This window comes from Streptomyces sp. MBT65, from assembly GCF_016612545.1.
Lineage (GTDB): Bacteria > Actinomycetota > Actinomycetes > Streptomycetales > Streptomycetaceae > Streptomyces.
Map to the genome: position 1 here is coordinate 25372 of NZ_JAENRY010000135.1, position 25099 is coordinate 50470.

At 69.1% G+C, this 25099-nt stretch carries 20 protein-coding genes and 2 pseudogenes; 12 read left to right on the forward strand and 10 right to left on the reverse strand.

Annotated features, from left to right (window positions below):
• The first annotated feature begins 29 nt into the window (after window positions 1–29).
• The 4 genes from mmsA to JHN63_RS28155 all read left to right on the forward strand — a co-directional run bounded on the left by mmsA (window position 30) and on the right by JHN63_RS28155 (window position 5936).
• Window positions 30–1580: a multiple monosaccharide ABC transporter ATP-binding protein gene (mmsA, locus tag JHN63_RS28140; RefSeq protein WP_200685776.1), complete on the forward strand. Its 1551-nt coding sequence runs from the start codon at window positions 30–32 to the stop codon at window positions 1578–1580.
• Entirely contained in the window at window positions 1577–2821 is a 1245-nt protein-coding gene (gene mmsB / locus JHN63_RS28145; protein ID WP_200685778.1) for a multiple monosaccharide ABC transporter permease, read from the forward strand. The genes mmsA and mmsB overlap by 4 nt, the downstream gene beginning before the upstream one ends.
• A 73-nt stretch (window positions 2822–2894) precedes the next feature.
• Window positions 2895–4049: an aldose epimerase family protein gene (locus tag JHN63_RS28150; protein WP_200685780.1), complete on the forward strand. Its 1155-nt coding sequence runs from the start codon at window positions 2895–2897 to the stop codon at window positions 4047–4049.
• Window positions 4050–4229: 180 nt separating this feature from the next.
• Window positions 4230–5936, forward strand: a complete 1707-nt coding sequence (locus JHN63_RS28155; RefSeq protein WP_200685782.1) for a histidinol-phosphate transaminase — start codon at window positions 4230–4232, stop codon at window positions 5934–5936.
• A 55-nt stretch (window positions 5937–5991) separates the two neighbouring features.
• On the opposite strand, the gene JHN63_RS28160 is transcribed toward JHN63_RS28155, so the two are convergent.
• The 4 genes and pseudogenes from JHN63_RS28160 to JHN63_RS28175 form a co-directional block, all read right to left on the reverse strand.
• Window positions 5992–7590 carry a methyltransferase gene (locus JHN63_RS28160; protein ID WP_200685784.1) on the reverse strand — a complete coding sequence of 533 codons (1599 nt, stop codon included), beginning with the start codon at window positions 7588–7590 and terminating at the stop codon, window positions 5992–5994.
• A gap of 48 nt (window positions 7591–7638) precedes the next feature.
• Complete coding sequence (locus tag JHN63_RS28165) at window positions 7639–8847, reverse strand: 4-hydroxybenzoate 3-monooxygenase (RefSeq protein ID WP_307782003.1); 1209 nt, start codon at window positions 8845–8847, stop codon at window positions 7639–7641.
• A 109-nt stretch (window positions 8848–8956) separates the two neighbouring features.
• Entirely contained in the window at window positions 8957–10297 is a 1341-nt protein-coding gene (locus JHN63_RS28170; protein ID WP_200685786.1) for a DUF3500 domain-containing protein, read from the reverse strand.
• A 62-nt stretch (window positions 10298–10359) separates the two neighbouring features.
• Window positions 10360–10815: pseudogene (locus JHN63_RS28175) on the reverse strand (ATP-binding protein); the annotation flags it as partial.
• Window positions 10816–10945: 130 nt separating this feature from the next.
• Between JHN63_RS28175 and JHN63_RS28180 the strand changes: the two are divergent.
• A complete protein-coding gene (locus tag JHN63_RS28180; protein ID WP_200685790.1) occupies window positions 10946–11770 on the forward strand; it encodes a helix-turn-helix transcriptional regulator in 825 nt (274 codons plus the stop codon).
• Window positions 11767–12003, forward strand: a complete 237-nt coding sequence (locus JHN63_RS28185) for a DUF397 domain-containing protein (RefSeq protein WP_200685792.1) — start codon at window positions 11767–11769, stop codon at window positions 12001–12003. The genes JHN63_RS28180 and JHN63_RS28185 overlap by 4 nt, the downstream gene beginning before the upstream one ends.
• Here JHN63_RS28185 and JHN63_RS28190 read toward each other — a convergent pair.
• On the reverse strand, window positions 11993–12586 hold the full coding sequence (locus tag JHN63_RS28190; protein ID WP_307782004.1) for a hypothetical protein: 594 nt from the start codon (window positions 12584–12586) through the stop codon (window positions 11993–11995). The two genes, JHN63_RS28185 and JHN63_RS28190, sit on opposite strands and share 11 nt — an antisense overlap.
• Before the next feature lie 514 nt (window positions 12587–13100).
• On the opposite strand from JHN63_RS28190, the gene JHN63_RS28195 reads away from it, so the two are divergent.
• Window positions 13101–13571, forward strand: a complete 471-nt coding sequence (locus JHN63_RS28195) for a hypothetical protein (RefSeq protein ID WP_200685794.1) — start codon at window positions 13101–13103, stop codon at window positions 13569–13571.
• A gap of 97 nt (window positions 13572–13668) precedes the next feature.
• On the opposite strand, the gene JHN63_RS28200 is transcribed toward JHN63_RS28195, so the two are convergent.
• Window positions 13669–14661, reverse strand: a complete 993-nt coding sequence (locus JHN63_RS28200) for a helix-turn-helix transcriptional regulator (protein WP_200685796.1) — start codon at window positions 14659–14661, stop codon at window positions 13669–13671.
• A gap of 251 nt (window positions 14662–14912) precedes the next feature.
• On the opposite strand from JHN63_RS28200, the gene JHN63_RS28205 reads away from it, so the two are divergent.
• Window positions 14913–15695 (forward strand): intradiol ring-cleavage dioxygenase, encoded by a 783-nt coding sequence (locus JHN63_RS28205; protein ID WP_200685798.1) that lies wholly within the window; start codon window positions 14913–14915, stop codon window positions 15693–15695.
• Between the two features lie 74 nt (window positions 15696–15769).
• Here JHN63_RS28205 and JHN63_RS28210 read toward each other — a convergent pair whose 3' ends face one another.
• On the reverse strand, window positions 15770–16426 hold the full coding sequence (locus JHN63_RS28210; RefSeq protein WP_200685800.1) for a DUF4360 domain-containing protein: 657 nt from the start codon (window positions 16424–16426) through the stop codon (window positions 15770–15772).
• A 268-nt stretch (window positions 16427–16694) separates the two neighbouring features.
• Here JHN63_RS28210 and JHN63_RS28215 point away from each other — a divergent pair, with 268 nt between their 5' ends.
• A complete protein-coding gene (locus JHN63_RS28215; protein ID WP_200685802.1) occupies window positions 16695–17534 on the forward strand; it encodes an intradiol ring-cleavage dioxygenase in 840 nt (279 codons plus the stop codon).
• A 158-nt stretch (window positions 17535–17692) separates the two neighbouring features.
• On the opposite strand, the gene JHN63_RS28220 is transcribed toward JHN63_RS28215, so the two are convergent.
• Window positions 17693–18250 (reverse strand): TlpA disulfide reductase family protein, encoded by a 558-nt coding sequence (locus JHN63_RS28220; RefSeq protein ID WP_200685804.1) that lies wholly within the window; start codon window positions 18248–18250, stop codon window positions 17693–17695.
• A complete protein-coding gene (locus JHN63_RS28225) occupies window positions 18247–18720 on the reverse strand; it encodes an Rrf2 family transcriptional regulator (RefSeq protein ID WP_200685806.1) in 474 nt (157 codons plus the stop codon). Before JHN63_RS28225 ends, JHN63_RS28220 begins: the two co-directional genes overlap by 4 nt.
• A 118-nt stretch (window positions 18721–18838) precedes the next feature.
• Between JHN63_RS28225 and JHN63_RS28230 the strand changes: the two genes are divergently transcribed.
• Window positions 18839–21814 (forward strand): beta-galactosidase, encoded by a 2976-nt coding sequence (locus JHN63_RS28230; protein WP_200685809.1) that lies wholly within the window; start codon window positions 18839–18841, stop codon window positions 21812–21814.
• 5 nt (window positions 21815–21819) lie between these two features.
• Here JHN63_RS28230 and JHN63_RS28235 read toward each other — a convergent pair whose 3' ends face one another.
• Complete coding sequence (locus JHN63_RS28235; RefSeq protein ID WP_200685811.1) at window positions 21820–23334, reverse strand: alpha-N-arabinofuranosidase; 1515 nt, start codon at window positions 23332–23334, stop codon at window positions 21820–21822.
• A 319-nt stretch (window positions 23335–23653) separates the two neighbouring features.
• Between JHN63_RS28235 and JHN63_RS28240 the strand changes: the two genes are divergently transcribed.
• Both JHN63_RS28240 and JHN63_RS28245 read left to right on the forward strand, forming a co-directional pair.
• Complete coding sequence (locus JHN63_RS28240) at window positions 23654–24880, forward strand: DUF6545 domain-containing protein (RefSeq protein WP_200685819.1); 1227 nt, start codon at window positions 23654–23656, stop codon at window positions 24878–24880.
• Window positions 24881–24927: 47 nt separating this feature from the next.
• Window positions 24928–25032, forward strand: a pseudogene (locus tag JHN63_RS28245) (toxin); the annotation flags it as partial.
• Between the last annotated feature and the right edge of the window lie 67 nt (window positions 25033–25099).

A 25099-nucleotide genomic window follows, 5' to 3' on the forward strand; every position in this document is an offset into this window, starting at 1 on the left:
CGACTCAACACTGATTGGTAGGCACGACCATGGCGGGACCCGTCCTGGAAATGCGCTCGATCGTCAAGACCTTTCCCGGTGTCAAAGCGCTGTCGGACGTCACACTGACGGTCCGTCAGGGCGAGGTCCACGCCATCTGCGGTGAGAACGGCGCCGGGAAGTCCACCTTGATGAAGGTGCTCTCCGGCGTCCATCCGCACGGCAGTTACTCGGGCGACATCCTCTTCGAAGGAGAGGAGTGCCGCTTCCGCGACATCCGGGCCAGCGAGCAGCGCGGCATCGTCATCATCCACCAGGAACTGGCACTCGTGCCGTTCCTCTCCATCGCGGAGAACATCTTCCTCGGCAACGAGCACGCCACGCGCGGGCTCATCAACTGGAACGAGACCCTGCGGCACGGCACCGAACTGCTGCGCCGGGTGGGCCTGAGCGACCACCCGGAGACCCGGGTCGCCGACATCGGCGTGGGCAAGCAGCAGCTCGTGGAGATCGCGAAGGCGCTGTCGAAGAAGGTGAAGCTGCTCATCCTGGATGAGCCGACGGCGGCCCTGAACGACGAGGACAGCGGCAAACTCCTGGATCTCATCCTGGAGTTGAAGAAGCAGGGCATCACCTGCATCATCATTTCGCACAAGCTGAACGAGATCCGCAGGGTCGCCGACTCGGTGACGATCCTGCGCGACGGCCGCTCCATCGAGACCCTCGACGTGAAGGCGCCGGAGACGACCGAGGAGCGGATCATCTCCGGCATGGTCGGCCGCGACCTCGACCACCGCTTCCCCGAACGCACCCCGTACGAGGGCGAGTCCGAGGCGGCGCCCGCGCTGGAGATCCGCGACTGGACCGTGTTCCACCCGATCGACCAGCAGCGCAAGGTAGTTGACGATGTGTCAATAAATGTGCGCAGGGGCGAGATCGTCGGCATCGCCGGACTCATGGGCGCCGGCCGCACCGAACTCGCGATGAGCGTCTTCGGGCGTTCCTACGGCCGCTACGCCGGCGGCACGGTCCTCAAGGACGGCCAGGAGATCCGTACCAAGTCCGTCGCGGAGGCGGTGAAACACGGCATCGCCTATGTCACCGAGGACCGCAAGCACTACGGCCTCAACCTCATCGACACGATCAACCGGAACATCTCGCTGGCCGCCCTGAACAAGGTCTCCCAGCGCGGTGTGGTCGACGAGCAGGAGGAGCGGCAGGTCGCCGAGCGGTTCCGCAAGTCCATGAACATCAAGGCGCCGACGGTGTTCGAGCCGGTGGGCAAGCTGTCCGGCGGCAACCAGCAGAAGGTCGTCCTCAGCAAGTGGATCTTCGCGGGTCCCGAGGTGCTGATCCTGGACGAGCCCACACGCGGCATCGACGTGGGCGCCAAGTACGAGATCTACACGGTCATCGACCAACTCGCCGCCGAGGGCAAGGCGGTGGTGTTCATCTCCTCCGAACTGCCGGAGCTGCTCGGCATGTGCGACCGCATCTACACGATGGCGGCGGGCCGGCTGACCGGTGAGGTGCCCCGGGCCGAGGCCACGCAGGAAGTGCTGATGCGCCAGATGACGAAGGACAAAGAGGTAACCCGATGAGCACGGACGTGACCGCCAAGAGCCCGGCCCCCGCGCCGCCGGGCAAGAGCGGATCGGCCGCGGGCGGCGGCCTGTTGCAGTTGATACTCGGCGGCCTGCGCCGCAACATGCGGCAGTACGGCATGCTGATCGCCCTCGGTCTGATCGTGATCTTCTTCGAGATCTGGACCGGCGGGGACCTGCTGCTGCCGCGCAACGTCTCCAACCTGGTGCTGCAGAACAGCTACATCCTGATCCTCGCGATCGGCATGATGCTGGTCATCATCGCCGGGCACATCGACCTGTCGGTCGGTTCGCTGACCGCGTTCGTGGGCGCCTTCGCGGCGGTCCTGATGGTCAACCACCATGTGGCGTGGCCAGTGGCGTTGGTGCTGTGCCTGCTGATGGGCGCCGTGGCGGGCTCGGTACAGGGGCTGTTGATCGCCTACGCGGGCATACCGTCCTTCATCGTCACGCTCGCGGGGATGCTGCTCTTCCGCGGCCTCACGGAGATCCTCCTCCAGGGCCAGACGCTGGGCCCCTTCCCCAACGGCCTGCAGAAGATCGGCAACGGCTTCCTGCCCGCGGTCGGCCCGAACACCAACTACCACAACATCACGCTGCTGCTCGGCTTCGTGATGATCGCCGCGGTGGTGTGGCAGGAGGTGCGCGACCGGCGCCGGCAGCAGGAGTTCTTGCTCGACGTGCCGCCCACGAAGCTGTTCCTGCTCAAGCTCGTCGCGATCATCGCGGCGATCCTCTGGCTCACCCTGCTGCTCGCCAGCTACGACGGTGCGCCGATCATCCTGATCATCCTCGGTGTCCTGGTGGCCGGTTACGGCTATGTGATGCGCAACACCGTCTTCGGCCGCCACATCTACGCGATCGGCGGCAATCTGCCGGCCGCGAAGCTGTCCGGCGTCAAGGACAAGCGCGTCACCTTCCAGGTGTTCCTGAACATGGGCGTGCTCGCGGCCCTGGCGGGTCTGGTGGTCACCTCCCGCCTCAACGCGGCCTCGCCGAAGGCGGGCGACGGCTTCGAACTGGAGGCCATCGCCTCCTCGTTCATCGGTGGCGCGTCCATGAGCGGCGGTGTCGGCACCGTCCTCGGCGCCATCATCGGCGGTCTCGTCCTCGGCGTGCTGAACAACGGCATGAACCTCCTCAGTGTCGGCACCGACTGGCAGCAGGTCATCAAGGGCCTCGCCCTGCTGACCGCGGTCGGCTTCGACGTGTGGAACAAGCGCAAGTCCGGTTCGTAAGTCCAGCTCGGGCCCCGCACGTCTGTCCTTCGCACAGCACGGCGGGGCCCCTTCCATGTGCAGGAGCCGCTCAATGGAACTGAACAGACGCACGGTCATTGCAGGAGCCGCGGCAGCGGGTATCGCCGCGAGCGCACTCGGTACAGGTACGGCGCAGGCGGCATCCGGAGGCAGAAAGCCCGTGAAGGAACTCTTCGGCACCCTCGCCGACGGCAGCAAGGTCCACCGCTGGTCGCTGGAGAACGGCGGCACCCGGCTCAAGGTGCTGTCGTGGGGCGGGGTCGTCCAGTCCCTGGAACTCCCGGACCGGCACGGCAAGTACGCCAACGTGTCGCTCGGCTTCGACAACATCGCCGACTACGTGGCGAAGACCCCGTACTTCGGCGCGCTCATCGGCCGCTACGGAAACCGCATCGCCAAGGGCCAGTTCACCCTCGACGGCAAGAGCTACCAGCTCTCCGTCAACGACGGGGTCAACAGCCTGCACGGCGGTACCCAGGGCTTCGACAAGCACATCTGGGACGTGGAGGGCTTCACCTCCGGCTCCGACGTCGGCCTGCACCTCCACTACACCAGCATCGACGGGGAGATGGGCTACCCGGGCACGCTCAAGGTGAAGGTGACGTACACGCTCAACAAGCACGGCGACTGGCGCATCGACTACGAGGCCACCACCGACAAGGCCACGGTCGTCAACCTGACCAGCCACGTCTACTGGAACCTCGCCGGCGAGGGCAGCGGCACGATCGAGAACCACCAGCTCACGATCCCCGCCTCCCGCTACACGCCGACCGACTCGGGGCTGATCCCCACGGGCGAGCTGGCCAAGGTCTCCGCCACCCCGTTCGACTTCCGCAAGACCAAGCCGATCGGCCGCGACATCCGGGCCGGCCACGTCCAGCAGGTGCAGGCCAAGGGCTACGACCACAACTGGGCCCTCGACAAGGGCATCACCGCGAAGCCCGAGCACGCCGCGACCCTGCACGACCCGCACTCCGGCCGCACCCTGAAGATCGCCACCGACCAGCCGGGGCTGCAGTTCTACAGCGGCAACTTCCTCGACGGCACGCTGACCGGCACCGGCGGCCACACCTACCGCCAGGGCGACGCCCTGTGCCTGGAGACCCAGCACTTCCCGGACTCGCCGAACCACGCGAACTTCCCGTCGACGGTGCTGCGGCCAGGTCAGACGTACAAGACGTCGACGATCCACACCTTCAGCTCCTGAAGCCTCACAGCTGACGCGTAGTTCGGGCCCGGGGTTCCCGAACTCACACCATTTTCACATCCGTTGAACAGCGCCACACCCGTCTCCGTATTGATGGGTGGCCCGTGCTCCCCCGCGCGGGCCACCCAAGACGACGGGCCCGGTCGTCCCCGCCGGGCCCGCCTTCATACGGAGGTTCCATTGGCCGACTCCAACGTCACCTCGCTGTTCCGCAGTACGGCGGCGCACAGCCCGTCGATGGCAGCGCTGGCGCGTGAGAGCGACGGCACCGGCCCCGTGGACTTCTGTATCCCGTGCAACCCGTACTTCCCCACCCCCGCCATGTTCGACGAGATGGCGGCGCGGTTGCGCGAGATCATCACGTACTACCCGAGCAGCGCCGACACCATCACGGCCGAGCTGTGCAATCTGCTCCAACTCCCGCCGAGCTGCGTCGCGATGGGCAACGGTTCCACCGAACTGATCACCTGGATCGACCACTTGATGGTCCGCGAGTCCCTCGCCATCCCCGTCCCCACCTTCGGCCGCTGGACCGACCAGCCCATGGAGACCGGCAAGCGGGTCGACATGTTCCCGCTCCAGGAGTCCAACGGCTTCGTCCTGGACCTCACGCAGTACGCCGAGTTCATCCGCAAGCGCAACACCAAGGTCGCGGTCATCTGCAACCCGAACAACCCCGACGGCGGCTTCCTGCACAAGCAGGCGCTCGTCCAGTTCATGGACGCGATGGCCGACCTGGACCTCGTCATCATCGACGAGTCGTTCCTCGAGTTCGCCGACGCGGAGGTCGAACCCAGCGTCGTACAAGAGGCGATGCTCCGCCCCAACGTCGTCGTCCTGCGCAGCCTCGGCAAGAACTTCGGCCTGCACGGCATACGGTTCGGCTACCTCGTCGCGAACCCGGCCCTCGCCGGCCGTATCCGCTCGATGCTGCCCAAGTGGAACCTCAACGCCTTTGCCGAGCATGTGGTGTTCATCCTCAAGGAGCACGGCGCGGAGTACGCGCAGAGCCTCCAGCAGGTGCGCCGCGACCGGCTCGACATGGCGAGCCATCTCTCCGCGCTGCCCGGTCTGACGGTCTATCCGTCGCAGGGCAACTTCCTCTTCGTACGCCTCCCCGTGGGCGCCGAGGGGACCGTGGTCCGGGACCGGATGCTCACCGAGCACCGCATCCTGGTCCGCGAGTGCGGCAACAAGATCGGTTCGTCCAGCCGCTTCCTGCGGCTCGTGGTGCGCCCCCAGACGGACGTGCGTCGCCTGGTGTCCGGCATGGAACAGGTGCTCTACGGGACCAGGAGGGGAGCCGCCGTGCCCGAGCTGGGTACAGGGACCAACTACAGCTCGGGTACGGCGGCCGTGGACCGCCTCGTCGGCGCGACCAACGGGGCCGGGATGCAGAACCTCGCCGCGCAGGCGCTCCTCGGCACCGGGACCTCGGGCGTCGGCATGCCGATGCAGGTGCCGATGCCCGCGGCGGCTCAGATGCAGCCCCAGCCGGTGCCCATGCAGGTGCCCCAGCCTCAACCGCCGCAGCCCCAGCCGCAGTTCCAGCCGATGCCGATGACCGCGATGGTCGACCAGTCGAACGGGGCGGGGATGCCGATGCAGGCCGTCGCGCAGATGCCGCAGCAGCTGGCCCAGGTGCCGCAGCAGATGCCTCAGCAGATGCCCCAACAGCAGCAGCCCTACGGCGTGCCCGCGCCGGCGCCGATGCCCCCGCAGGGGCCGACGCCGACCGGTGTGCCCGCCCGCAATGGGCTTACGGCCGCGCAGGTTCGGGGGGCCACCAGTCCCAACGGGATGCAGAACCTGGCGCCGGCGCCGGCTACTGGGTGGCCCAATGCTCAGAGTTGGCCCAATGCTGCGGGGATGGGGCAAGCGGGTTAGGGCTTGTTGTCGGGTGCGGGTGGGTGGGGTGCTGGTCGCGCAGTTCCCCGCGCCCCTAAATTCTCACGGCGTTGAGTAGTGACGCCCCTAGCGGCAGCGCGTCACAACCCTGTACCTCGAAGCCTGCCTTCTCCAGCAGGCGCCGGTAGTGGTCCTCGTCTCGTTCTTGGCCGCCTACGTTGCACAGCATGTGGACGTCCCATGCCACCGCCGTCGGGGCCGGCAACAGGCGTTCCACCACGAGGAGTTGGGAGCCCGGGCGCATCGCCTCCGCGCACCTGCCGAGGATCGTGAGGCAGCGGTCGTCGTCCCAGTCGTGAAGGACCCGGGAGAGGAGGTAGACGTCTCCGCCCTCCGGTACGGACTGGGTGAAGTCACCCGCGACGAAGGTGCAGCGGTCGGGGAGTTGGGTGCGGGCCGCCTCCAGGGCGCCGGGGCGTTCGAAGAGGACGCCCTCCAAGTGGGCGTGGGCCCGCAGGAGTCGGGCGAGCAGCGCGCCGTTTCCGCCGCCCACGTCGACCACGCGCCGTACGGCCGAGAAGTCGATCAGGGTCGGTACCGGCGTGAACATCTCGGCGCTGGCCGCCATCGCCCGGTGGAACAGGCTTCCCAGTTCCGGGTGTTGGGCGAAATACGCGAAGTGGTGCTGCCCGTGGCGGTGGGCGAAGGCCTCCTCGCCGGTGCGTACGGCGTGGGTCAGGCCGGTGAAGGAGTCGTAGAACGGGCCGCCGTAGAGCTGTGCCAGCGGGTGGAGGGAGAACTCCGTTCCGGTGCGCAGGGGTTGGCCGGTGGCGGTGAGGTGGTAGGTGCCGGCGGCGGAGGTCAGCAGGCCCAGGGTGGTGAGGTAGCGGAGCAGGCGGCGCAGTGCGTCGGGGTGGGTGGCGGTGAGGTCGGCGAGGGTGTCGGCGTCGAGGCCCGGGTGCTCGGCCAGGTGGTCGGCGATGTTCAACTCGGCCATGGTGGCGACCGCTTGGGTGGCCCAGGCACCGGTCATGACGCCGAGCAGCGCAGCCGTGGGGTCGGGCAGCGGCTCGTGGCGGCCGGGGAGGCGGAGTTCGAAGCGGCGGTGGGTGGTGGTGCGGTGGTAGAGGACGGTGACGTTCTCGTGGCCGTTGTAGCCGCCGCCGTCGGGGACCGCGCCGCCGCGTTCCTGGAGGAGGAGCCGGAGGCCGGCCGGGACCACCGGGCCGGGGGCGGTGACCGCGAAGGCGTGGTGCGACTCGTGTTCCGCCTCGCGTTCGTCGGCGGCCACGGCCTCCAGCGCCGAGTCGGGGGCCACGGGCAGCGCGAAGATCTCCACGCTGCGGGTGCCGACCGCCACGTGCACGATGCCCACCGGGATGTCGGCGAGTGCCGGGCCGTAGCGGCGGGTGAGGCGGTCGCGGACGACCACGCTCGGGGTGATGTCGCCCGGTTCGAGGCCGAGGCGGCGGAGTTCCTCGCAGAGGCCGTCGAGGGAGTCGGGGAAGACGAGGACGGCGGTGTGGTCGAAGACCAAGTGCCGTGCCACGTCCGCCCGTTCGGCGGGGGTCAGGCCCGGGAGCAGCTCGGCGAGGACGTCGTCCGTGTCGTGGGCTTCGACGTAGACCGCCGCGCGCTGGATGCGGGCTACGTCGGCTGCGGCGAGGCGCGCCTGTACGACGGGGAAGTTCATGAGGGGGTTCCCGGTGATCGTGGGTGGGACGGGAGACGGGAAACGGACTCAGATGCCGGTGTAGTTCTCGGCGAAGAAGTCCTGGTGCGCGCGGGAGGTGCGCAGGCTGTCGAGACGGGCGTACTGGAGCGCGCGGCCGTAGCGGACGCGGGCGTCGACGGTGTGCTCGGTGTCCTCGGCGGTCGGGCCGTGCAGCAGGCCGCTCATCCAGTGCGAGAACTCGTGGGCCCGCCAGACGCGAGGCAGACAGTCGGCGGCGTACCGGGCGAGGTCGCTCTCGTCGTCGCGGGTGAGTGCCGACACCAGTGCGCGGGCGAGGCGTTCGGCCTGGAGTACGGCGAGATTGGCGCCCTTCGCGGCGGAGGGGCTGATGAGTCCGGCCGCGTCGCCCGCCAGCCAGAGGCGTCCGGCGCCGGGGCTGTCCAGCACGTCGGAGCGCAGGTCGACGACCGCCTTCTCCAGTACGGGACCGTCCTTGAGCACGCCGAACTCGTCCGTGCGGAACCGGTTCGCCAGCTCGGTCCAGATCCGGTCCGCGCTCCAGTCGGCGGGATCGGTGCCGCGCGGGCACTGGAGGTAGTAGCGGGTGACGGTCGCCGTACGGGCCATGTGGCCGGCGAATCCCCGTTCGTGCAGGGCGTATCCGACGGCTTCGAGGCTGGGCGGGGCCTCGACCAGGACCGCGAGCCAGCTCACGCCGTGGTCCCAGCGGGCGGTGCGGGTGCCGTGCGCGGCCATGGTCGCGCGGGCGACTCCCCGGTGTCCGTCGCACCCGGCGACGAAACGTCCGGCCACCTCCGCACCGTCGGCGACCCGGACCCGGCCGTCCTCGGTGATCTCCTCGACCTCGGTGTCGAAGCGGACGTCGCCGCCGCGCCGGAGGTACTCGGCGAGCAGGTCCCGCACCAACTCCTGCTGGGGGTAGACGGTATGGACCTCGCCGCGCCCCAACGCGCCGTAGTCGAGGGTGAATTCACCCCGCTCGCTACGGAAGAGACAGGTCTGGTGGGTCCATCCCCGGGCCGACAGCCCGTCCGCGAGCCCGTGTCGGGTGAGGACGCGGACGGAGTGGGCGGCCAGGAAGCCGGCTCTGGCCCGCCCTTCCACCGCCTCGCGTCCGCGCCGTTCCAGGATCACGCAGTCGATGCCACGGTCCAGCAGCAGGTTCCCCAGGACGAGCCCCGCCGGGCCTGCCCCGACGATCACCACCCCGGTCCGCGTCTCGGTCCGCGCTCCGGAGTCGAATCGTTTCCCCACAAACACCCCTGATCTTGCTTTTTCGGCCAAGGGGTTTCATATCAGCCCGAACGCGGTGATGAGGAATTCATAACGACTAAATAGCGCTTAAGGCCCAATCAGGCATATGTCAGTGGTCGTTGTCCAGGTGCAGCTTCAGCAGGTCCGCGCCGTAGTCGCCGCCGTTGGGGGTGCGGATGATGGTGTGGATGTGCTGCTGGGTCGGGGTGCCGTTGGGACCGCCCATGCCACCCCCCTTCGTGCCGTACGCGAGCGGCGACTGGGCGTCGTACTCGATGAGGACGACCGGGCTGTGCACGCGGTAGTAGAAGGCGGAGGAGTCCTTGGTCTCGCCGATCCAGTAGAAGTAGGTCGCGTCGAGGTGGTCCTCGACCTCCGTCATCCGCACTTCGGCGTGGCCGTCGTTCATGTTGCCGACGTAGACGCGCACCAGGTCGAGCAGGTTCTGCTTCTGCGCGCTGCTGAAGTCCTTGGCGACGAGCCCCTGATAGGCGAGCTTGGCGTTGTCCTGCCCGGCGCCCGCCTTCATGTTGTCGCCGGCCTTCTTGTCGCCGGAGATGACCTTGGCGCGCTGGGCGGCGGTGAGCGAGCGAAGCAGGGTGAGACCGGCCGTGGTCTCGGTCTTGAAGAGGGTGATCTTCTCGCCCTTGTAGGTGGCGGAGGTCGGTTCGGAGCCCATGAAGGTCGGAGTCATCACGACCTGGTCGCCGAGCACGAAGAAGTTGATGGCCACGTGGTGGCCCTCGTACTGGAAGCCCCACGGCTTGGTGGTCGACGGCGTGCCCATGAAGGTGAAGAAGTACGCGCCCTCGGTGAGCGTGTCCCGGTTCCCGCCGCTGTAGTCGCCGAGGAAGGCGTTCAGCTTCATGATGTTGCGGGTCCGGGTGAGCCCGTCGGCGGAGAGCGCGGCGCCGAGCAGCGCGTAGCCCAACTCCCGCTTCTTGGCGGTGACATCACCCATCCGCACGCCCTTGCGCTGGTACCCGTCGACGTTGCTCCAGGCCAGCCACTCGTCGTTGTCGACGTCGAAGGTGCAGGACGTGCGCTCCTTGGCGCTGAGCCCGTCGAGGAAGGCCTGCGCGGCCTTGACGATCCCGTCCGTGGACACGTCCGTGGAGTGGATCGAGTAGAGCCCGTCGGTGACCTTCCCGTCGGTGGTCAGCCCCTTGAAGTCGGCGTACTTGACCTCGCTCTGCCCCGGCCCCATGCCGTTGCCCCCTCCCCCGGGCCCGCCGGACGGCATCGCGCCGGTGGGCATACCGCTGCCGCCGGGGCCGCCCGAAGGCATGCCGTTCGGGGCGCCGGAGGACGCGGTGGCGGTGTCGGAGGCGTCCGAGGAGCAGCCGGTCATGGTCGCCATGGCGGCGACTCCGCCGGCGAGCAGCGCCTTGTTCATGAACCAGCGGCGGCTGCGGTCGGCTTCGGGGGTGCGGGGGCGGTGTCCGTGCATACCGGCCAACCTCCCGCACCAACCTGAGCGGAACCTGAAGCCCCGTCCAGCCGCTCGTCCAGCCGCCTGACCAGCGCCAACCATCGCGGTACGTCGATTTCCACCCGTACGGTCCTGCCCGGCGGCGGCATCCGTTCCACCACTTCCCACCGGTCCGCGAGCGCGTCTACGAGCACGAGCCCGCGCCCGGTCTCGTCCAGCGGGTCCGGCTGTCGTACGGCACCGGGTGCGGGGGGACACGGTCCGGTACGGGTGTCGGTGACCTCGATCCGGACACTTCCGGTGACGAGGGAGAGCCGGAGTTCGAAGTCCCGGCCCGGTACGCGCCCGTGGGTCACGGCGTTGGCGGCGAGTTCGGCGACGATCGCGGCGGCGGTGTCGGAGGTGTCGCTGCCGTGGGGGATGCCCCAGTCGTGGAGCTGATGCAGGGCGAGATGACGGGCGAGGCGGGCGCCTCGGGGGGTGGGGCTGAGGCGCTGGACGAACGTACGCACGGTGACGGGGGGTTGGGTGGTCATGGGCCCAATGTGGCGGGGGTGCGCGGCAGTTCACCAGGTTCTGGGCCCGTACGCTGCGCGAGCGTACGGGGTCACCCGCTGGACAGTACGCGCTACGTTCCGTGACCATGTGCGCGGGAGGTGGGTGACCATGGTCGAGGGCAGCGGCGAGCCGGAGGCGTCCGACAGCCTGCGGACGTTCGGGGGGATGTTGCAGGCGTTACGCGAGCACGCAGGGCTGAGCAGGGAGCAGTTCGGTCGGCAGGTCGGATATTCCAAACACACGGTGGAGTCAGTGGAGTTGGGCAGGCGGATGCCAGACGACGACTTCGTCGAGGCGTCGGAGCCGGTGCTCGGCAATACGGGCGCAGTGCGGAAGGCTGCGGAACATCTGGAGCGGCGCCCGGGGTTGGCGTCTTGGTTCCGGCAATGGGCGCGAAAGGAGAAGGCGGCGATCAGCCTCTGCACCTACGAGTGCCGGATGATTCCTGGCCTGTTGCAGACAGAGGCGTACGTACGAGCCCTGTCCGCCGATCAACTGCCACCGCTGGACGACACCGAGGTCGAGGAGTTGTGGTCCGCCCGATCCGATCGCCAGAAGATTCTGCGAGAGCGACCGCACACTGCGTTCAGCTTCATCCTCGAAGAGCACCTGTTCCGCAGGCGCACAGGCGGGGTGGAGGTCACGCGGGGTCTCATCGACCACATGCTGAACATCGCCTCGTTGCGGAACATCGAGATCCAACTCATGCCTCTGGTACAGGAGTCGCACGCCGGACTGCAAGGCACCATCCACCTGTTGGAGACCGCCAAGCTCAAGTGGCTGGCGTACAACGAAGGCCAGGAGAGCGGCCAGTTGATCAGTGACCCGAAAGTGGTCAGCGTTCTCCAGAGCCGATATGCCAGGATGCGTTCGCAGGCTCTCACCATCCAAGACTCCCTGAGCCTGTTGAAACGGATGCGAGGGGATCTATGAGCACCTCCGAACTGACCTGGTTCAAGAGCAGTTACAGCAGCGGTTCCGGCGACAACTGCATCGAAGTCGCCCTCACCTGGCACAAGTCGAGCTACAGCAGCAGCGCTTCCGGAGATTGCGTAGAGATCGCCACCTCCCCCTCCACCATCCACATCCGCGACTCCAAGCACACCGAGGGCCCCCAACTCGCCCTCTCCCCCAGCACCTGGACCAAGTTCGTCGTCACCCTGTGATCGGGGAGCGCTGCATCTGGGCGAGCAGCCCTGCCTGTTCGAGCTTCAGTGCCTCGAAGGAGCTCCGCAGGTAGGCGTCCAACTCCGCCCGCGGGAAATTGCCCGCGACCGACACGTGATCGTCGACCTGGACGGAGTCGAACCCGTCTTCCTGCCAGCGGGCGACGACGGGCTCATAGCAGGCCACATGCGCGCACAGCTCTTTCAGGGGCTCGGGAATGGTGTCCTCGCGCAGCAGATCCGCATGGGAGACGACCGTCTCGACCATGCGCCGGTTGAGCGGCATGAAGACTGTCGACATCCACAGACGCCAGGTCGCGGCCTGCTCCGTGGTGGCAGGGGTCGACCCGGCCCATACAACTCCGTACCGGGCGACAAACTTTCGCCATGCCCGGTCCACGGCCTCCGACTGCGCGTAGAGCGGACCGTACAGCTCGCTGAGCTGGCGGTTGATCCGATCCAGATGATCCTTGCGGCGTGCCAGACGAAGGTTCGTCAGATAGGTCGCCCCGTAACCGGAGGCGGCCACGAACACCGTGACCACCAAAGGGACCACAACATTCAACTGCACGAGCCACGACACTACCCATGGTTGAGCAGGCCCGCAGGCGAAATGTCTTCCCAGGCCATGATCCCCAGGGGTTCATCGATCCGGTCGAGGCGTTGAGGAAGGCGGGTGCGGAGGGGAAGTTCGCCACGCCCGCCGGGGGACTCACCAACTCGTCGCCCTGCGTTCGCTGTTCACCCGGGGAAGAGGAACAGCAGGGTGCGCGCACCACCGGCCGGCGCAGGGCGAACTCGGGCACGTCGTACCCGGCGTCGTAACCGTCAGCAAGGCGCTCGCGAAGACACGGAAGGCCAACTACGTATCCCTGCAAGACGAGTTCACCCGCCTCGCCCTCACCGACGCCCACACCGACGGCCTCACCGCGCACGTCCTCATCGGCCACCTCGGCCCCTTGATTGCGTATCCGTCGAATGTCCCGTCCGCCCGATGCCGACCGCCCCACCATGGGGCGCGAGGCGAACGGCCGTTCGCCTCGCGGAGCGGAACCAGGACACGGAGGACAGCAATGCACTTACTCCGGACACAACCGTTGACCAGAAAGCTGGCGGGACTCGTCGCGGGGGCGGGTCTGGTGCTCACCATGCTGCTCGGCGCGGCACCGGCGCACGCGGCGCAGACGTCCGACTCGGCTTCCCCTGCGGTCGGTTCCACCGCGCAGTACGCGCCGGCGAGTGCGCTGGCGAACTCCCCGGGCATCTCACCGGCCGCCGAACGCATTCGGTACGTCGACACCGACACCTACGACTGCCCGTACGAGCGGCTGTGTGCCCGCGTGTGGGACCCGAACGTCGGCAGGTACAAGGTGTTCGACCTGTACACCTGCCACACCTACTCGCTGTCCTACTGGGAGGGCTCCGGCGGCTTCTACAACAACCAGACCACCGGCACGGTGGCCCGCTTCTACAACGGGAGCGGCGTGGACGTCCACGACTCGACCGCGTACAGCGTCGCCCCCGCGGGCTGGAACTGGTCCCCGATCTGGAAGATCAAGAACTGCTGACGCACGGCACCACGCACCTCACGTCACCGCAGGACACCGCGCCCGCCGCACGGCCGTACCCCGGCCCGCGGCGGGCGCTCCCGTGCCGCCGCCTCTCTCACACCCCCCAGTTCCCGTTCAGCAACGCCTCCCCCAGCCCGGTCCGCCGATGCAGCATCCGGTGCCCGTCCCGGAACGAACCGACCAGACCCGCCTCCCGCAGCACCGTGGCATGACGGCTGGCGTTGGCCGGTGAGAGGTGGAGGGCGGCGGCGATGCCGCTGGTGGACATCGGGCGGCCGAGCAGTTCCAGCACACGGGCCCGGGTGGGGCCCAGCAGCCGGTGCAGGCCGGGTGCGCAGTCGGACTCGGCCACCGTGAGGCAGCCCGGCGCGAGCGCGAGCGGATACACCAGGACGGGCGAGAGTTCGCGGGCGGTGAGCGCGACCGGCTGCCGGACGCAGAAGAAGGACGGGATCAGGGTCAGCGGGCGGCCGTTCAGCTCCAGGCCCCGGTCGAAGGGGTAGCCGCACTCGATATGACCGTCCCGCCAGGACAGCAGGTCCGGCTGGTAGCTGCCCAGCAGCCCTTCCGCGCCCGCCGCCAGCGCCGAGTCGGCACGTCTGGCCAGGTCCGTGCCGACGGCCCGGTCGATGACCGTCCGGTACGGCGCCACGGCCACCTCGTGATAGGCGCGCAGCGCCGTCCCCAGCCGGTGCAGGGCCTCGCTCCCGCCCTCCGCGAGCCGTCGGGCGGCCGAGGGCATCGGCCGGTCCGGGTAGAGCCGGGCGAGTTCGTCCCGTAGGCGGCTGCGGGGTGTGGAGAGGACCGCGTCCAGTCCGGTGTCCGGGTCGGAGGTACCGCGGCCGGGGGTGAGGAAGTCCGGGAAGTAGGAGGCGCACGGGTTCACCTCGATCAGCGCCCGGGTCGTCCGGATCAGCCCCGCGCGCGCGAGGTCCTCGCGCACCTGTCTGCGCCAGGGGTCGAAGACCAGGGCCGCGTGCCGGTTCTGGAGCAGGTGGAGGCTGAGGACCACCTCCCACATGAAGTCGCTGCCCGTGGCCACCCGCAGCCGACTGAGGTCGTCCGTACCGAAGTCGATACGCAGCATGTCCCCACGCTCCCCGTGGTACGTCCGCCCCCAGCACATACCGTTGGGGCAGACGGACAGGCGAGGGCAGGCGGTTCCGGGGGCGGCGAGAGTTGTCCGAATAGCTGCGGCCCCGACGCGCGCCGCACCCGGCCCGGCTCTCCCCGATCGACACGCACCCCAACTCGCCTGGCTCGCAATTAACTTGACGGACCGTCACTTTGCCGTTCGCACAGGCGGGCAACAGCTTCCGTTCCTAAGGTGCCGTGTCCATGACAGACTCCACGAACGACCCAACCGGAGCCACCCCCGCAGCGGTCGGACGCCGTACCGTCCTGATCGCCACCGGCACCACGGCCGCCGTACTGGCCGTGGGCGCCGCCGCCCACTCCCCCACGACCACCACCACGGCGGACGCAACTCCCGCCGCGGCGGCGGCAGTCTGCACCCTCACCACCGAGATGACCGAGGGCCCCTACTACCTCGACGGCGCCCTGGTCCGCACCGACGTCACCGAGGGCAAGGCCGGCATCCCGCTCAAACTCGCCCTCACGGTCGTGAACAACAGCACCTGTGCCGTCATCCCGAACGCGCTCGTCGAGATCTGGCACAGCGACGCGCTCGGCGAGTACTCCGGCTACGTCGGCAACAACGGCCACAGCGAACCGGACGACGGCACCTTCCTGCGCGGCGGTGTCCTCACCAACGCGAGCGGGCTCGCCAACATCACGACGATCTACCCCGGTTGGTACCGAGGCCGCTGCATCCACATCCATGTGAAGGTCCACACCGGCGTCACACTGACCTCGGACGGCTCGTTCACCGGCGGCAGCGAACTGCACACGGGCCAGCTCTTCATCGACGAGACCATCACCACGGCCGTCGCCAAGCTCTCCCCGTACTCGACCAACACGGTCACCCGCACCACCCTCGCGCAGGACTCGGTCTACGACGACGGCGGCGCCGCGTCCGGCCTCATGACCCTTACGGCGCTGGGGAGTTCGACCTCGTCCGGCTACACGGGCACCCTCACGCTCGGCGTCCGGCAGAGCTGAGCCGACGTTCCCCACGAACGAAAAGGGGTGGCCCGCGGTGCGACACGGGCCACCCCTCCCCGTCCTACCTCAGGTCAGGCGCTCGGGCAGTGCTGCCACGCCATGTGGTAGACCGTGCTGATGTCGCCGTCCGTCGAGTCCATCGTCATGAAGCTGACGGCACTCGACGACGAGGAGCCGGCGGCGACCCGCAGCTCCGTGTTGATGTTGAAGTTGCGCTGAACTCCACAGGGCGCCCAGACCAGTTGGGCCCAGTCCGTGCTGTCGGTGGCCTGCCAGTTGTCGTCGTAGGGGCCGCTGAAGGGGTGGTTCTTGGCGACGGTCGCCGACGAACCCTGGAAGTAGTACGAGGCCTTCTGCGCACCGCTCGCGCCGCGCTGGAGCGAGGCGAAGCCCCGGTAGTCGGCGCTCGCGATGGCGTACGTGAAGCCCGACGGGACATGCACGACCAGGTTGAGCTGGCAGTTCTTGCGGAACGCCGTGGGGTCGGAGTTGCCGCCGACCTGGGCGAGGTAGGCGCTGTAGGTCACCGTGAAGGCGGTGTTGTCCTCGGAGACGGCGACCGCGGTGGTGCCCTGCGGGCAGCCGGAGCCGTTCACCGTGGCGACGTTGATGACGATCTTGTCCGGGGGCGGGTCGTCGAACACGGGTGAGGACGAGTGCTGCGCGGACGGCAGCGCGGTGGCGAGCAGTGCGGCGACCGCACCACTCAGGAGGAGCCCACCAGGCATGGTTTCTCCTTGGGGTTGGGGGGTGGCTGCGCCCCAAGTCTTTGAAGAAACAATGAAGTTCCTGTGAAGACCGACGGCGCGCTCGCATCGTAGGAAGCGGCACAGGAAACGGTCAGGGTGAACTCAAGCCATTCACAGACGCGCCTTTCACACTCTCCCCACAGTGTGTGAACTCTGTTGAAATAAAGGCCTGTTGACGGATCCGTCCCCAGGTGCTTCACAGCCGCACATTAAGGAATCCTTCAGGTACGGCCGTAGCTTCCTCGGCATGACGGGACACACACAGAACGACCAGCCGCACGACCAACAGCCCGCCCGGCACCGCCGGGACAAGGGCGTCCAGCGTCGCCGGGTTCTGATCGGCGGCGGCACCGCGGCCCTGGCGGGTGGTCTCGCGGCCGCCGGTTTCGCCTCGGCCGACACCCCCGGCACCTCCACCGGGACCTCGACGACCACGGTCACCGCCGACGCGTCCGCCTCGGCCACGAGCGGCGTCTGCACCCTCACCGCCGAGGTCACGGAAGGCCCGTACTCGCTCGACGGCGCCCTGATCCGCGAGGACATCCGGGAGACCAAGGAGGGCGTCGAGGTCCAGTACACCTTCACCGTCGTCGACCAGGACAACGACTGCGCGCCGCTCGCCGACGCCCTCGTCGAGCTCTGGCACTGCGACGCGCTCGGCGAGTACTCCGGGTACGTCGGCAAGAACGGCCACACCGAGGACGACGACGGCACGTTCCTGCGCGGCGGCCAGATGACCGACTCGAACGGCCAGGCCACGCTCATCTCGATCTGGCCGGGGCACTACGTCTCCCGCGCCGTCCACGTCCATATGCGGGTGCACACGGACGTGACGCTCGCCGACGGCACGTACACCGGCGGCACGGTCGTCCACACCGGCCAGTTGTTCTTCGACGCGGACCTCAACGAGGAGGTACAGGCCAGTTCGCCGTACTCGGACAACACCACCGCCGAGACGGTCCTCGCCGACGACTCGGTCTACGACGACAACAGCGCCGCGTCCGGCCTGCTCACCCTGACCGCGCTCGGCACGAGCGTCTCCGACGGCTACACGGCCACCCTGACCGTGGGCGTCAGCACGAGTTGATCTGGAGGCAGATGAATCGGACGTACTGACCGGCTGCCGCCCCTCGGCGGACTCGGACTCGGTCCGCGCCCCCACCGCCCTCTCCCGGCGCCGGGCGCGGACCGAGTACGCCCGGGCGGCAGCCCCTGTCCCGCACGGGACGCCGTGGACCGGATTCCCTACGCCGGCAGCAGCGGCTCGACGATCTTCGCGAGCTGGTTGCGCGTCACCGCGCCCATCCGCGTCGCCGCCACCCGCCCCGCCGGGTCGAGCACGATCGTGTAAGGCAGCGCCTGTGTGTTCACCAGGCCGCGCGGCAGCCGGAGCGCCTGCTTCGCCGCGGGATCGTGCAGCGACGGATAGGCGAGCCGGTGGTCCTTCTGGAAGGCGAGCCCGGCGGAGCGGTTCCCGTCGTTGTCGAGCCCCAGCACCTGGAGCCCGCGCCCGCCCCAGGTCTCCTGCACCAGCCGCAGCTCGGGCGCCTCCGCCCGGCACGGCCCGCACCAGGACGCCCAGGCGTTGATCACCACCACTTTGCCGCGATACCCGGACAGCCGGATCGCGTCCCCGTCCAACGACGTCCCCGCCAGATCCGCGACGGCCGGCCGCTCGCCCTCCGCGAAGGTCCGGGTGAACGGATCCCCGGGGCTCGCGGTACTGGTCGGTGCCGGGGCGGAACAGCCGGCGAGCACCGCGCAGACGGCCACCGCCGCCGCGCCGGTACGTCGAGTCGTCACGGGTTCTCCCACGCCGCCGGTTCCGCCGCCAACCGCCGTACCGGATCCGGCAGTTCGTCCGCCGCGATGTCCGCGAGCGTGACGCCCTCCAGGATCTTACGGACGTTGGCGCGCAGGGCGATCCACAGGGGGAGGAGGGGCTCGGCGGAGCCTGTGTAGGTGAGGCCGGTGGGGCGTTCGCCGCGGACCGAGACGATCGGGCCGTCCACCGCGCGGATGACGTCCGCGACGGTGATCGCGGTCGCGGCGCGCGCCAGCCGGTAGCCGCCGCCCCCGCCGCGCCGGCTGTCGACGATCCCGGCGCGCCGGAGGTCGCCGAGAATTCCCTCCAGAAATTTGTGCGGGATGTCCTGCGCGGTGGCGATGGTCTCGGCCTTCACCGGGCCGTCCGCCGCAGGGCCGTCGGCACCCCGTACGGCGAGCTCCAGTACCGCCCGTACCGCGTAATCCGCCCGTGCCGAGATCCTCATGCGTCCATTGTGGGCCGTTCCGGCATAGAGAATGACCCCGCACGACGGCCTCCTTGGATCACCACGGAAAATGGCTTCGCACGTGCCGCCGACGGACCGCACCCGAAAGGAGCTTCCAGTGGAGCTGAGCAGGCGTACCTTCAGCACTCTCGCGGGCACGGCCGCGCTCGGACTCGCGCTGGGCGGTGGCAGCGCCGGTTCCCCGGACGCCTACGCCGCGCACGTCGTACCGACCGGCCCGCCGCCCGCCCCGCCGACCGCGGACGGTCAGCCGCACACGATCGGCTACGACCGCCACTCCCTGATCGTCGACGGCCGACGCCTGGTCCTGTGGTCGGGCGAGATGCACCCCTTCCGACTGCCGAGCCCGTCCCTGTGGCGGGACGTCCTCCAGAAGATGCGCGCCTTCGGCTACAACGCGGTGAGCATCTACGTCTCGTGGAACTACCACTCCCCCGCCCAGGGCCACTACGACTTCACGGGCGTCCGCGACCTCGACCTGTTCCTGCGCACGGCCGCCGAGACCGGGCTGTACGTCATCCTGCGCCCGGGCCCGTACATCAACGCCGAGATCGACGCGGGCGGCTTCCCCGGCTGGCTGACCGCCACCAAGGGCACCGCGAGAACGGCCGACGCGACGTACCTCTCGCACGTCGACGAGTGGCTGACGCAGGTCAACTCGATCGTCTCCAAGCACCTGTTCACCCAGGGCACGGGCACGGTCCTGCTCTACCAGATCGAGAACGAGTACGACGGCCAGCTCACCCATCCGTCCGGCGCCGCCTACATGTCCCACCTGTACAAGAAGGTGCGCGCCGACGGCATCGACGTCCCGCTGTTCCACAACGACAAGGGCCGCAACGGCTATTGGACCCCGGGGTCCTTCGACATCGGCACCGACACGGGCGGTTGGCTGTACGGCTTCGACGGGTATCCCTCGCCGTCCCAACTCCCGCCGGACTGGGGGACCTTCGGGATCGGCGGGGCGAAGGGCGGGGCCACCGCGAGCCCCAAGACCCCTGGTTTCGTACCGGAGTTCGGCGGCGGCTGGTTCGACCCGTGGGGCGGGTCCTGGTTCGAGGGCAAGGGGTACGCGGAGTCGCGCCGGACGCGGGACGCGGCGTACGAGCGGCGTTTCTATCTCACCAACCTCGCCAACGGACTCACCCTGCACAACGTCTACATGACCTTCGGCGGCACCTCGTGGGGCTGGCTGCCGGCGCCGGTCGTCTACACGTCGTACGACTACGGCGCCGCCTTCGACGAGGGCCGCAACGCGACCGCGAAGCTGGTGCCGATGCACCAACTCGGCCATCTGCTGCGGACGGTGCCCGACTTCGCCAAGCTGGACCGGGCGGCGGACGTCACGGCGGACGGCCTGAAGGTGTACCACCTCAGCAACGCCGACACCGGCGCCCATGTCTACGTCCTGCGCAACGACGGTACGGAGCAGGTCACTTCGACGCTGCCGACCGCGAGCGACGACATCGAGGTCACCGTCCCGGCTCAGGACGCCCGCCTCCTCGTCACCCAACTCGCGCTCGGCGGGCGCAAGTTGAGGTACTCGACCGTCTCCCCGATGATGTCCCTCACCACCGGCCGGCAGGACCTCGCCGTGTTCGCCGGAGCGCGCGGCGAGATGGCCCACGTGGTGCTGGAGTGCCCGGAGGAGCCGGTGGTGACCCGGCTCGACGCGCAGGCCGCCTGGGTGTGGGACCGCGGTCTCCTGCACGTCACCGTCCCGCTCGGCATCGGCGGCCTGACCCGGGTCCTCGTCCAGGCCGGCGGCGTCGACAACCCCCTCCTGCTGATGTTCGCCGACGAGGCCACGTCCGTACGCCTGTGGCCGTACGAGACCGGAGCGGGCACCGCGCTGGTCTACGGCCCGGCGCTGCTGCGCGAGGCCACGATCAGCGGGACGACGGCCCGTCTCACCGGCGACACCATCGGCGAGACCGGCCTGGAGGTGTGGGGTCCGCGCGGCCTCACCGACATGACCTGGAACGGGCAGGCGGTGCCCGCGACCGTCACCACCGCGGGCAGCCTGCGCTCGAACCCGGACGCGCTGCTACCGGGGGTGCCCGCGGTACCGCTCCCCGCGCTCGACGGCTGGCGGCGGAAGGTCGAGAACCAGGAGGCCGCGGTCGCCTTCGACGACTCCAAGTGGACTGCGGCGACCAAGACTTCGACGTTCAGCACGACGGCCGTGCCCACCGGGCAGCCCGTGCTCTTCGCCGACGACTACGGCTTCCACTACGGCGACGTCTGGTACCGGGGCCGCTTCACCACGACCACCACCGACAGCGCGGAATCGGTGACCCTCGCCTACAGCACCGGCACCCAGGGGCTGCTGATGGCCTGGCTCGACGGGGTGCCGCTGGGTACGCACCGGATGCCGGTACCGACCACCAGCAGTGTGCGGCAGGGCAGTTGGACCGCGAAGGCGACCTTCACCGTCCCGGAGAAGCAGCGCGCGTCTGGCGCCCACGTCCTGTCCGTGCTGGTGCGGCGGATGCAGCACGACCAGGACGGCAAGGCCCTCGACACCCACAAGGTGGCCCGCGGCCTGACCGCGGCGACCTTCAAGGGCGCCTCCCCGAAGGTGAGTTGGCGCATCCAGGGCACGGCGGCCCTCGATCCGGTGCGCGGGCCGCAGAACAACGGCGGCCTGTACGGCGAACGCGAGGGCTGGCATCTGCCGGACTTCCCGGACTCCGGCTGGGACGCCGTCACCCTCCCCCGCGCCGACCAGCGGCAGGGTGTGGCCTGGTACCGGACCACCTTCAAGCTCGCCGTGGACAGCGGTATCGACGCCTCGATCGGCCTCGTCCTCGACGACGACCCGGCGCGCGCCTACCGCGTCCAGATCTTCCTGAACGGCTGGAACATGGGCCAGTACATCAACGACGTGGGCCCCCAGCACACCTTCGCCCTGCCGAACGGGATCCTGCGCACCCGGGGCACCAACACCCTCGCCCTGGCCGTCCTGTCCGACGGCACCACACCGGCGGGCCCGAAGGACGTACGGCTGACGCTGCTGGGGAGCGCGGCCGGAGGAGTACCGGTGACACCGGTGGCCTCCCCCGGCCGCTGACCACCTCAGGCCAGCCGGATCACGTTCCAGGACAGCGGCTCCAGTACGGCGGTCAGGGTGCCGTCCTGGAGGGCGGTGCCCTCGACCGGGTGCGGGGCCACCCGCTCCGGGTCGGCCAGGGTGTTGCGGGCGTCCGGGTCGGCGTCCGCGAGCGCGCTGTGCTCGACGACCGAGGTCAGGTCCAGGCCGTTCAGGGCGACTTGGAGCGGGAGGGACTCGGTGCGGCTGCGGTTGACGGCGAACACCGTGACCGAGCCGTCGTCGCCGCGCACCGCGGTGGCGTGCAGGAGGTCGGTCTCGCCGTACTGCTTCGTCTCGTGGGTCGGGGAGTCGACGCGGACGTCGAGGACCTGGCCGCGGCCGTACTTCGAGGCCTGGGCGAAGGGGAAGAAGGTCGTCTGCCGCCAGGCCGGGCCGCCCGGTTCGGTCATGATCGGGGCGATGACGTTGACGAGCTGGGCGAGGCAGGCGACGGTGACGCGGTCGGCGTGCCGGAGCAGGGCGATCATGAGCGAGCCGAAGACGACCGCGTCCATGACGCTGTAGTTGTCCTCCAGGAGGCGCGGGGCCTCCGGCCAGTCGGCCGGGTCCGCGTTCTTGGTGTGCTCCTCCCAGTCGGCCGTGTACCAGACGTTCCACTCGTCGAAGGAGAGGTTGATCTTCTTCTTCGACTTGAGGCGGGCGCCCACGTGGTCGGCGGTCGCGACCACGTTGTCGATGAACGACTCCATGTCGACGGCGGAGGCGACGAAGGAGTCGAGGTCGCCGTCGAGCGGCTGGTAATAGGCGTGCAGGGAGATGTAGTCGACCAGGTCGTAGGTCTCCTGGAGGACGGTCGCCTCCCACTCGGCGAAGGTCGGCATGGCCTGGGCGGAGGAGCCGCAGGCGACGAGTTCGACGTCGGCGTCGATCTGGCGCATCGCGCGGGCCGTCTCGGCGGCGATCCTGCCGTACTCCTCGGCGGTCTTGTGGCCGGTCTGCCAGGGGCCGTCCATCTCGTTGCCGAGACACCAGACCCTGATGCCGAAGGGGTCCTTGTCGCCGTGCGCGATGCGCTGCTCGGCGAGGGCGGTGCCGGCGGGGTGGTTGGCGTACTCCTGGAGTTCCAGGGCCTCGGCGACGCCCCGGGTGCCGAGGTTGATCGCCATCATCGGCTCGGCCTGGGGGCCGATCTTCTTGAGGAACGCGATGTACTCGGAGAGGCCGAAGCGGTTCGTCTCCGTCGAGCGCCAGGCCAGGTCGAGGCGGCGGGGGCGGTCCTCGGCGGGGCCCACCGAGTCCTCCCACTTGTAGCCGGAGACGAAGTTGCCGCCGGGATAGCGGATGGCGGTGACGCCGAGTTCGCGGACGAGGTCGAGGACGTCCTGGCGGATGCCGTCCTCGTCCGCGGTGGGGTGGCCGGGTTCGAAGATGCCGGTGTAGACGCAGCGGCCCAGGTGTTCCACGAAGGAGCCGAAGAGGCGGGGGTTGACCTCGCCGACGGTGAAGGCGGGGTCGAGGGTGAAGCGGGCGGTACGCATGTGCGCCTTTCGAGGTTGAAGGGCCGGCCGGTGTTCGCTGTTCACTATCCACTGTTCGACATACCGGATCGCGCTCGTAACTTCGAACGAAACGGTCACCTGCGACCGTAAAAGGCAAGCGCTTTCAGCGTCAATGGGCCGGCCACTGTGCACGTTTCATTCTCGGGGGCGATTTCCGGACACAGCGGTCGTTCCCGGTCCCACAACGGCCACCGAACGACATGACGTCGGCAGTTGTGGGCGCGTAACCTCGGACCGGCTCTGCAGCGGACGGCGGGAAGGGGGAGCGTACGACGTGGTGACGACCTTCCTCGGCGAGATGTACACGTCCTTCGTGTGGATCCCCACCACGGTCCTCGCCGCCGCCCTCGCGCTGAAGCTGCCGGCCATCATCCGGCTCTGGCGGGACCCGCTGCTGCGGTCGGTCGGCGGGCTGCTGCTGCTCGCCTGCGTGCTGTTCGTGTTCGTGACGCCCTCGGTCATCGGCTGGACCAACCGGGTCACCGGAGTGCCCAACTTCTCGGCGCCGTGGGTGTATTCGCTGCTCATGGCGTTCAGCGGGGCCGGGTTACTGCTCCTCGTCGCCTGGCGCAACGGCCTGTCCGACCGTTCGAACGCGACCCGGCGCGCCAGACGGTGGGTCATCTCCGTCTACTCCGGCGTGATCGTGGCGCTGTGGGTGCTGTTCGCCCTCGCCGACGTGCCCGTGGAGCGGGTGCGGGACCTGGACACGTACTACGCGAACACGCCATTCATGCGCGAGGAGATCCTGCTCTATCTGCTCGCGCACACCGCGGCCGTACTGATCACCGTGCGGCTCATCTGGAACTGGGTGCGCGCGGACGGACTGCACGGCTGGCTGCGCTGGGGACTGATGTTCCTGGGCGCCGGTTACGCGCTGGACCTCGTCTACGATCTCGCCAAACTCACGGCGGTGACGGCCCGTTGGACCGGCCACGACCTCGACGCGCTCAGCACCGACATCGCCCCGTGCGCGGCCTGCCTCGCCGCCGTCCTGACCGCCGTCGGCTTCATCCTGCCGCACACCGGCCAGTACCTGCACGACCGGCTGCGCGTCCGCCTCGCCCACCACCGCCTGCGGCCGCTCTACGTCCTGATGCGCACCGTCGACGGCGACGGCGTCCCCTTCCTGCTGTGCGCCGCGCCCGAACTGCGCCTGACCCGACGGGAGACGTACATCCGCGATGTCCTCCTCCCCCTCGCCCGCCATCTCGACGAGGACCTCCGCACCCGCGCCCAGCAGGCCGCGCTCCGCCTCGGCTGCACACCGCCCCGCGCGAAGGCCCTCGCGGCGGCGGTGGCGATCCTGGACGCCGTCGACTCCACCGGGCTGCCCGCGCGGCACGCCACCAGGACCGGTCACCCCGACACCGCCGACCTCCTCCAGGAGATCGGCCCGGTCTCCCGGGCCCTGCGCCACCACGACACGATCGCCGCGATACGGACGATGGTGCGGGGCGAGGGCACGGGGGCCGGTGCGGCGGAGCGGGCCGGTACCGCCCGCGCCAACCCGGCGGGTGGCTGAGGCGGCGAATGTCCTGGCATATTGCAGCGGTGCGCACGAAGAAGGAGATGCGCCGGTTCGCCGGTACCCTCATCGATCCCATGCGCGTCCCGGTCCCCGCCGATCCCGAGGCCCTGTTCGACGCGCTGGTCGACTCCGTCACGCGCTGGCGGTGTGCGGCGGGAACACCTCGCGGCGGACCACGACTTCACGCCCCCGCCAGCGCGTGACGGAGTCGAC

Bases quoted from the DNA above. Each gene is read 5' to 3' on its own strand.
- mmsA (WP_200685776.1), top strand. From the start codon at position 30: ATGGCGGGACCCGTCCTGGAAATGCGCTCGATCGTCAAGACCTTTCCC.
- mmsB (WP_200685778.1), top strand. From the start codon at position 1,577: ATGAGCACGGACGTGACCGCCAAGAGCCCGGCCCCCGCGCCGCCGGGC.
- JHN63_RS28150 (WP_200685780.1), top strand. From the start codon at position 2,895: ATGGAACTGAACAGACGCACGGTCATTGCAGGAGCCGCGGCAGCGGGT.
- JHN63_RS28160 (WP_200685784.1), bottom strand. From the start codon at position 7,590: ATGAACTTCCCCGTCGTACAGGCGCGCCTCGCCGCAGCCGACGTAGCC.
- JHN63_RS28170 (WP_200685786.1), bottom strand. From the start codon at position 10,297: ATGCACGGACACCGCCCCCGCACCCCCGAAGCCGACCGCAGCCGCCGC.
- JHN63_RS28180 (WP_200685790.1), top strand. From the start codon at position 10,946: ATGGTCGAGGGCAGCGGCGAGCCGGAGGCGTCCGACAGCCTGCGGACG.
- JHN63_RS28185 (WP_200685792.1), top strand. From the start codon at position 11,767: ATGAGCACCTCCGAACTGACCTGGTTCAAGAGCAGTTACAGCAGCGGT.
- JHN63_RS28200 (WP_200685796.1), bottom strand. From the start codon at position 14,661: ATGCTGCGTATCGACTTCGGTACGGACGACCTCAGTCGGCTGCGGGTG.
- JHN63_RS28205 (WP_200685798.1), top strand. From the start codon at position 14,913: ATGACAGACTCCACGAACGACCCAACCGGAGCCACCCCCGCAGCGGTC.
- JHN63_RS28210 (WP_200685800.1), bottom strand. From the start codon at position 16,426: ATGCCTGGTGGGCTCCTCCTGAGTGGTGCGGTCGCCGCACTGCTCGCC.
- JHN63_RS28215 (WP_200685802.1), top strand. From the start codon at position 16,695: ATGACGGGACACACACAGAACGACCAGCCGCACGACCAACAGCCCGCC.
- JHN63_RS28225 (WP_200685806.1), bottom strand. From the start codon at position 18,720: ATGAGGATCTCGGCACGGGCGGATTACGCGGTACGGGCGGTACTGGAG.
- JHN63_RS28235 (WP_200685811.1), bottom strand. From the start codon at position 23,334: ATGCGTACCGCCCGCTTCACCCTCGACCCCGCCTTCACCGTCGGCGAG.
- JHN63_RS28240 (WP_200685819.1), top strand. From the start codon at position 23,654: ATGTACACGTCCTTCGTGTGGATCCCCACCACGGTCCTCGCCGCCGCC.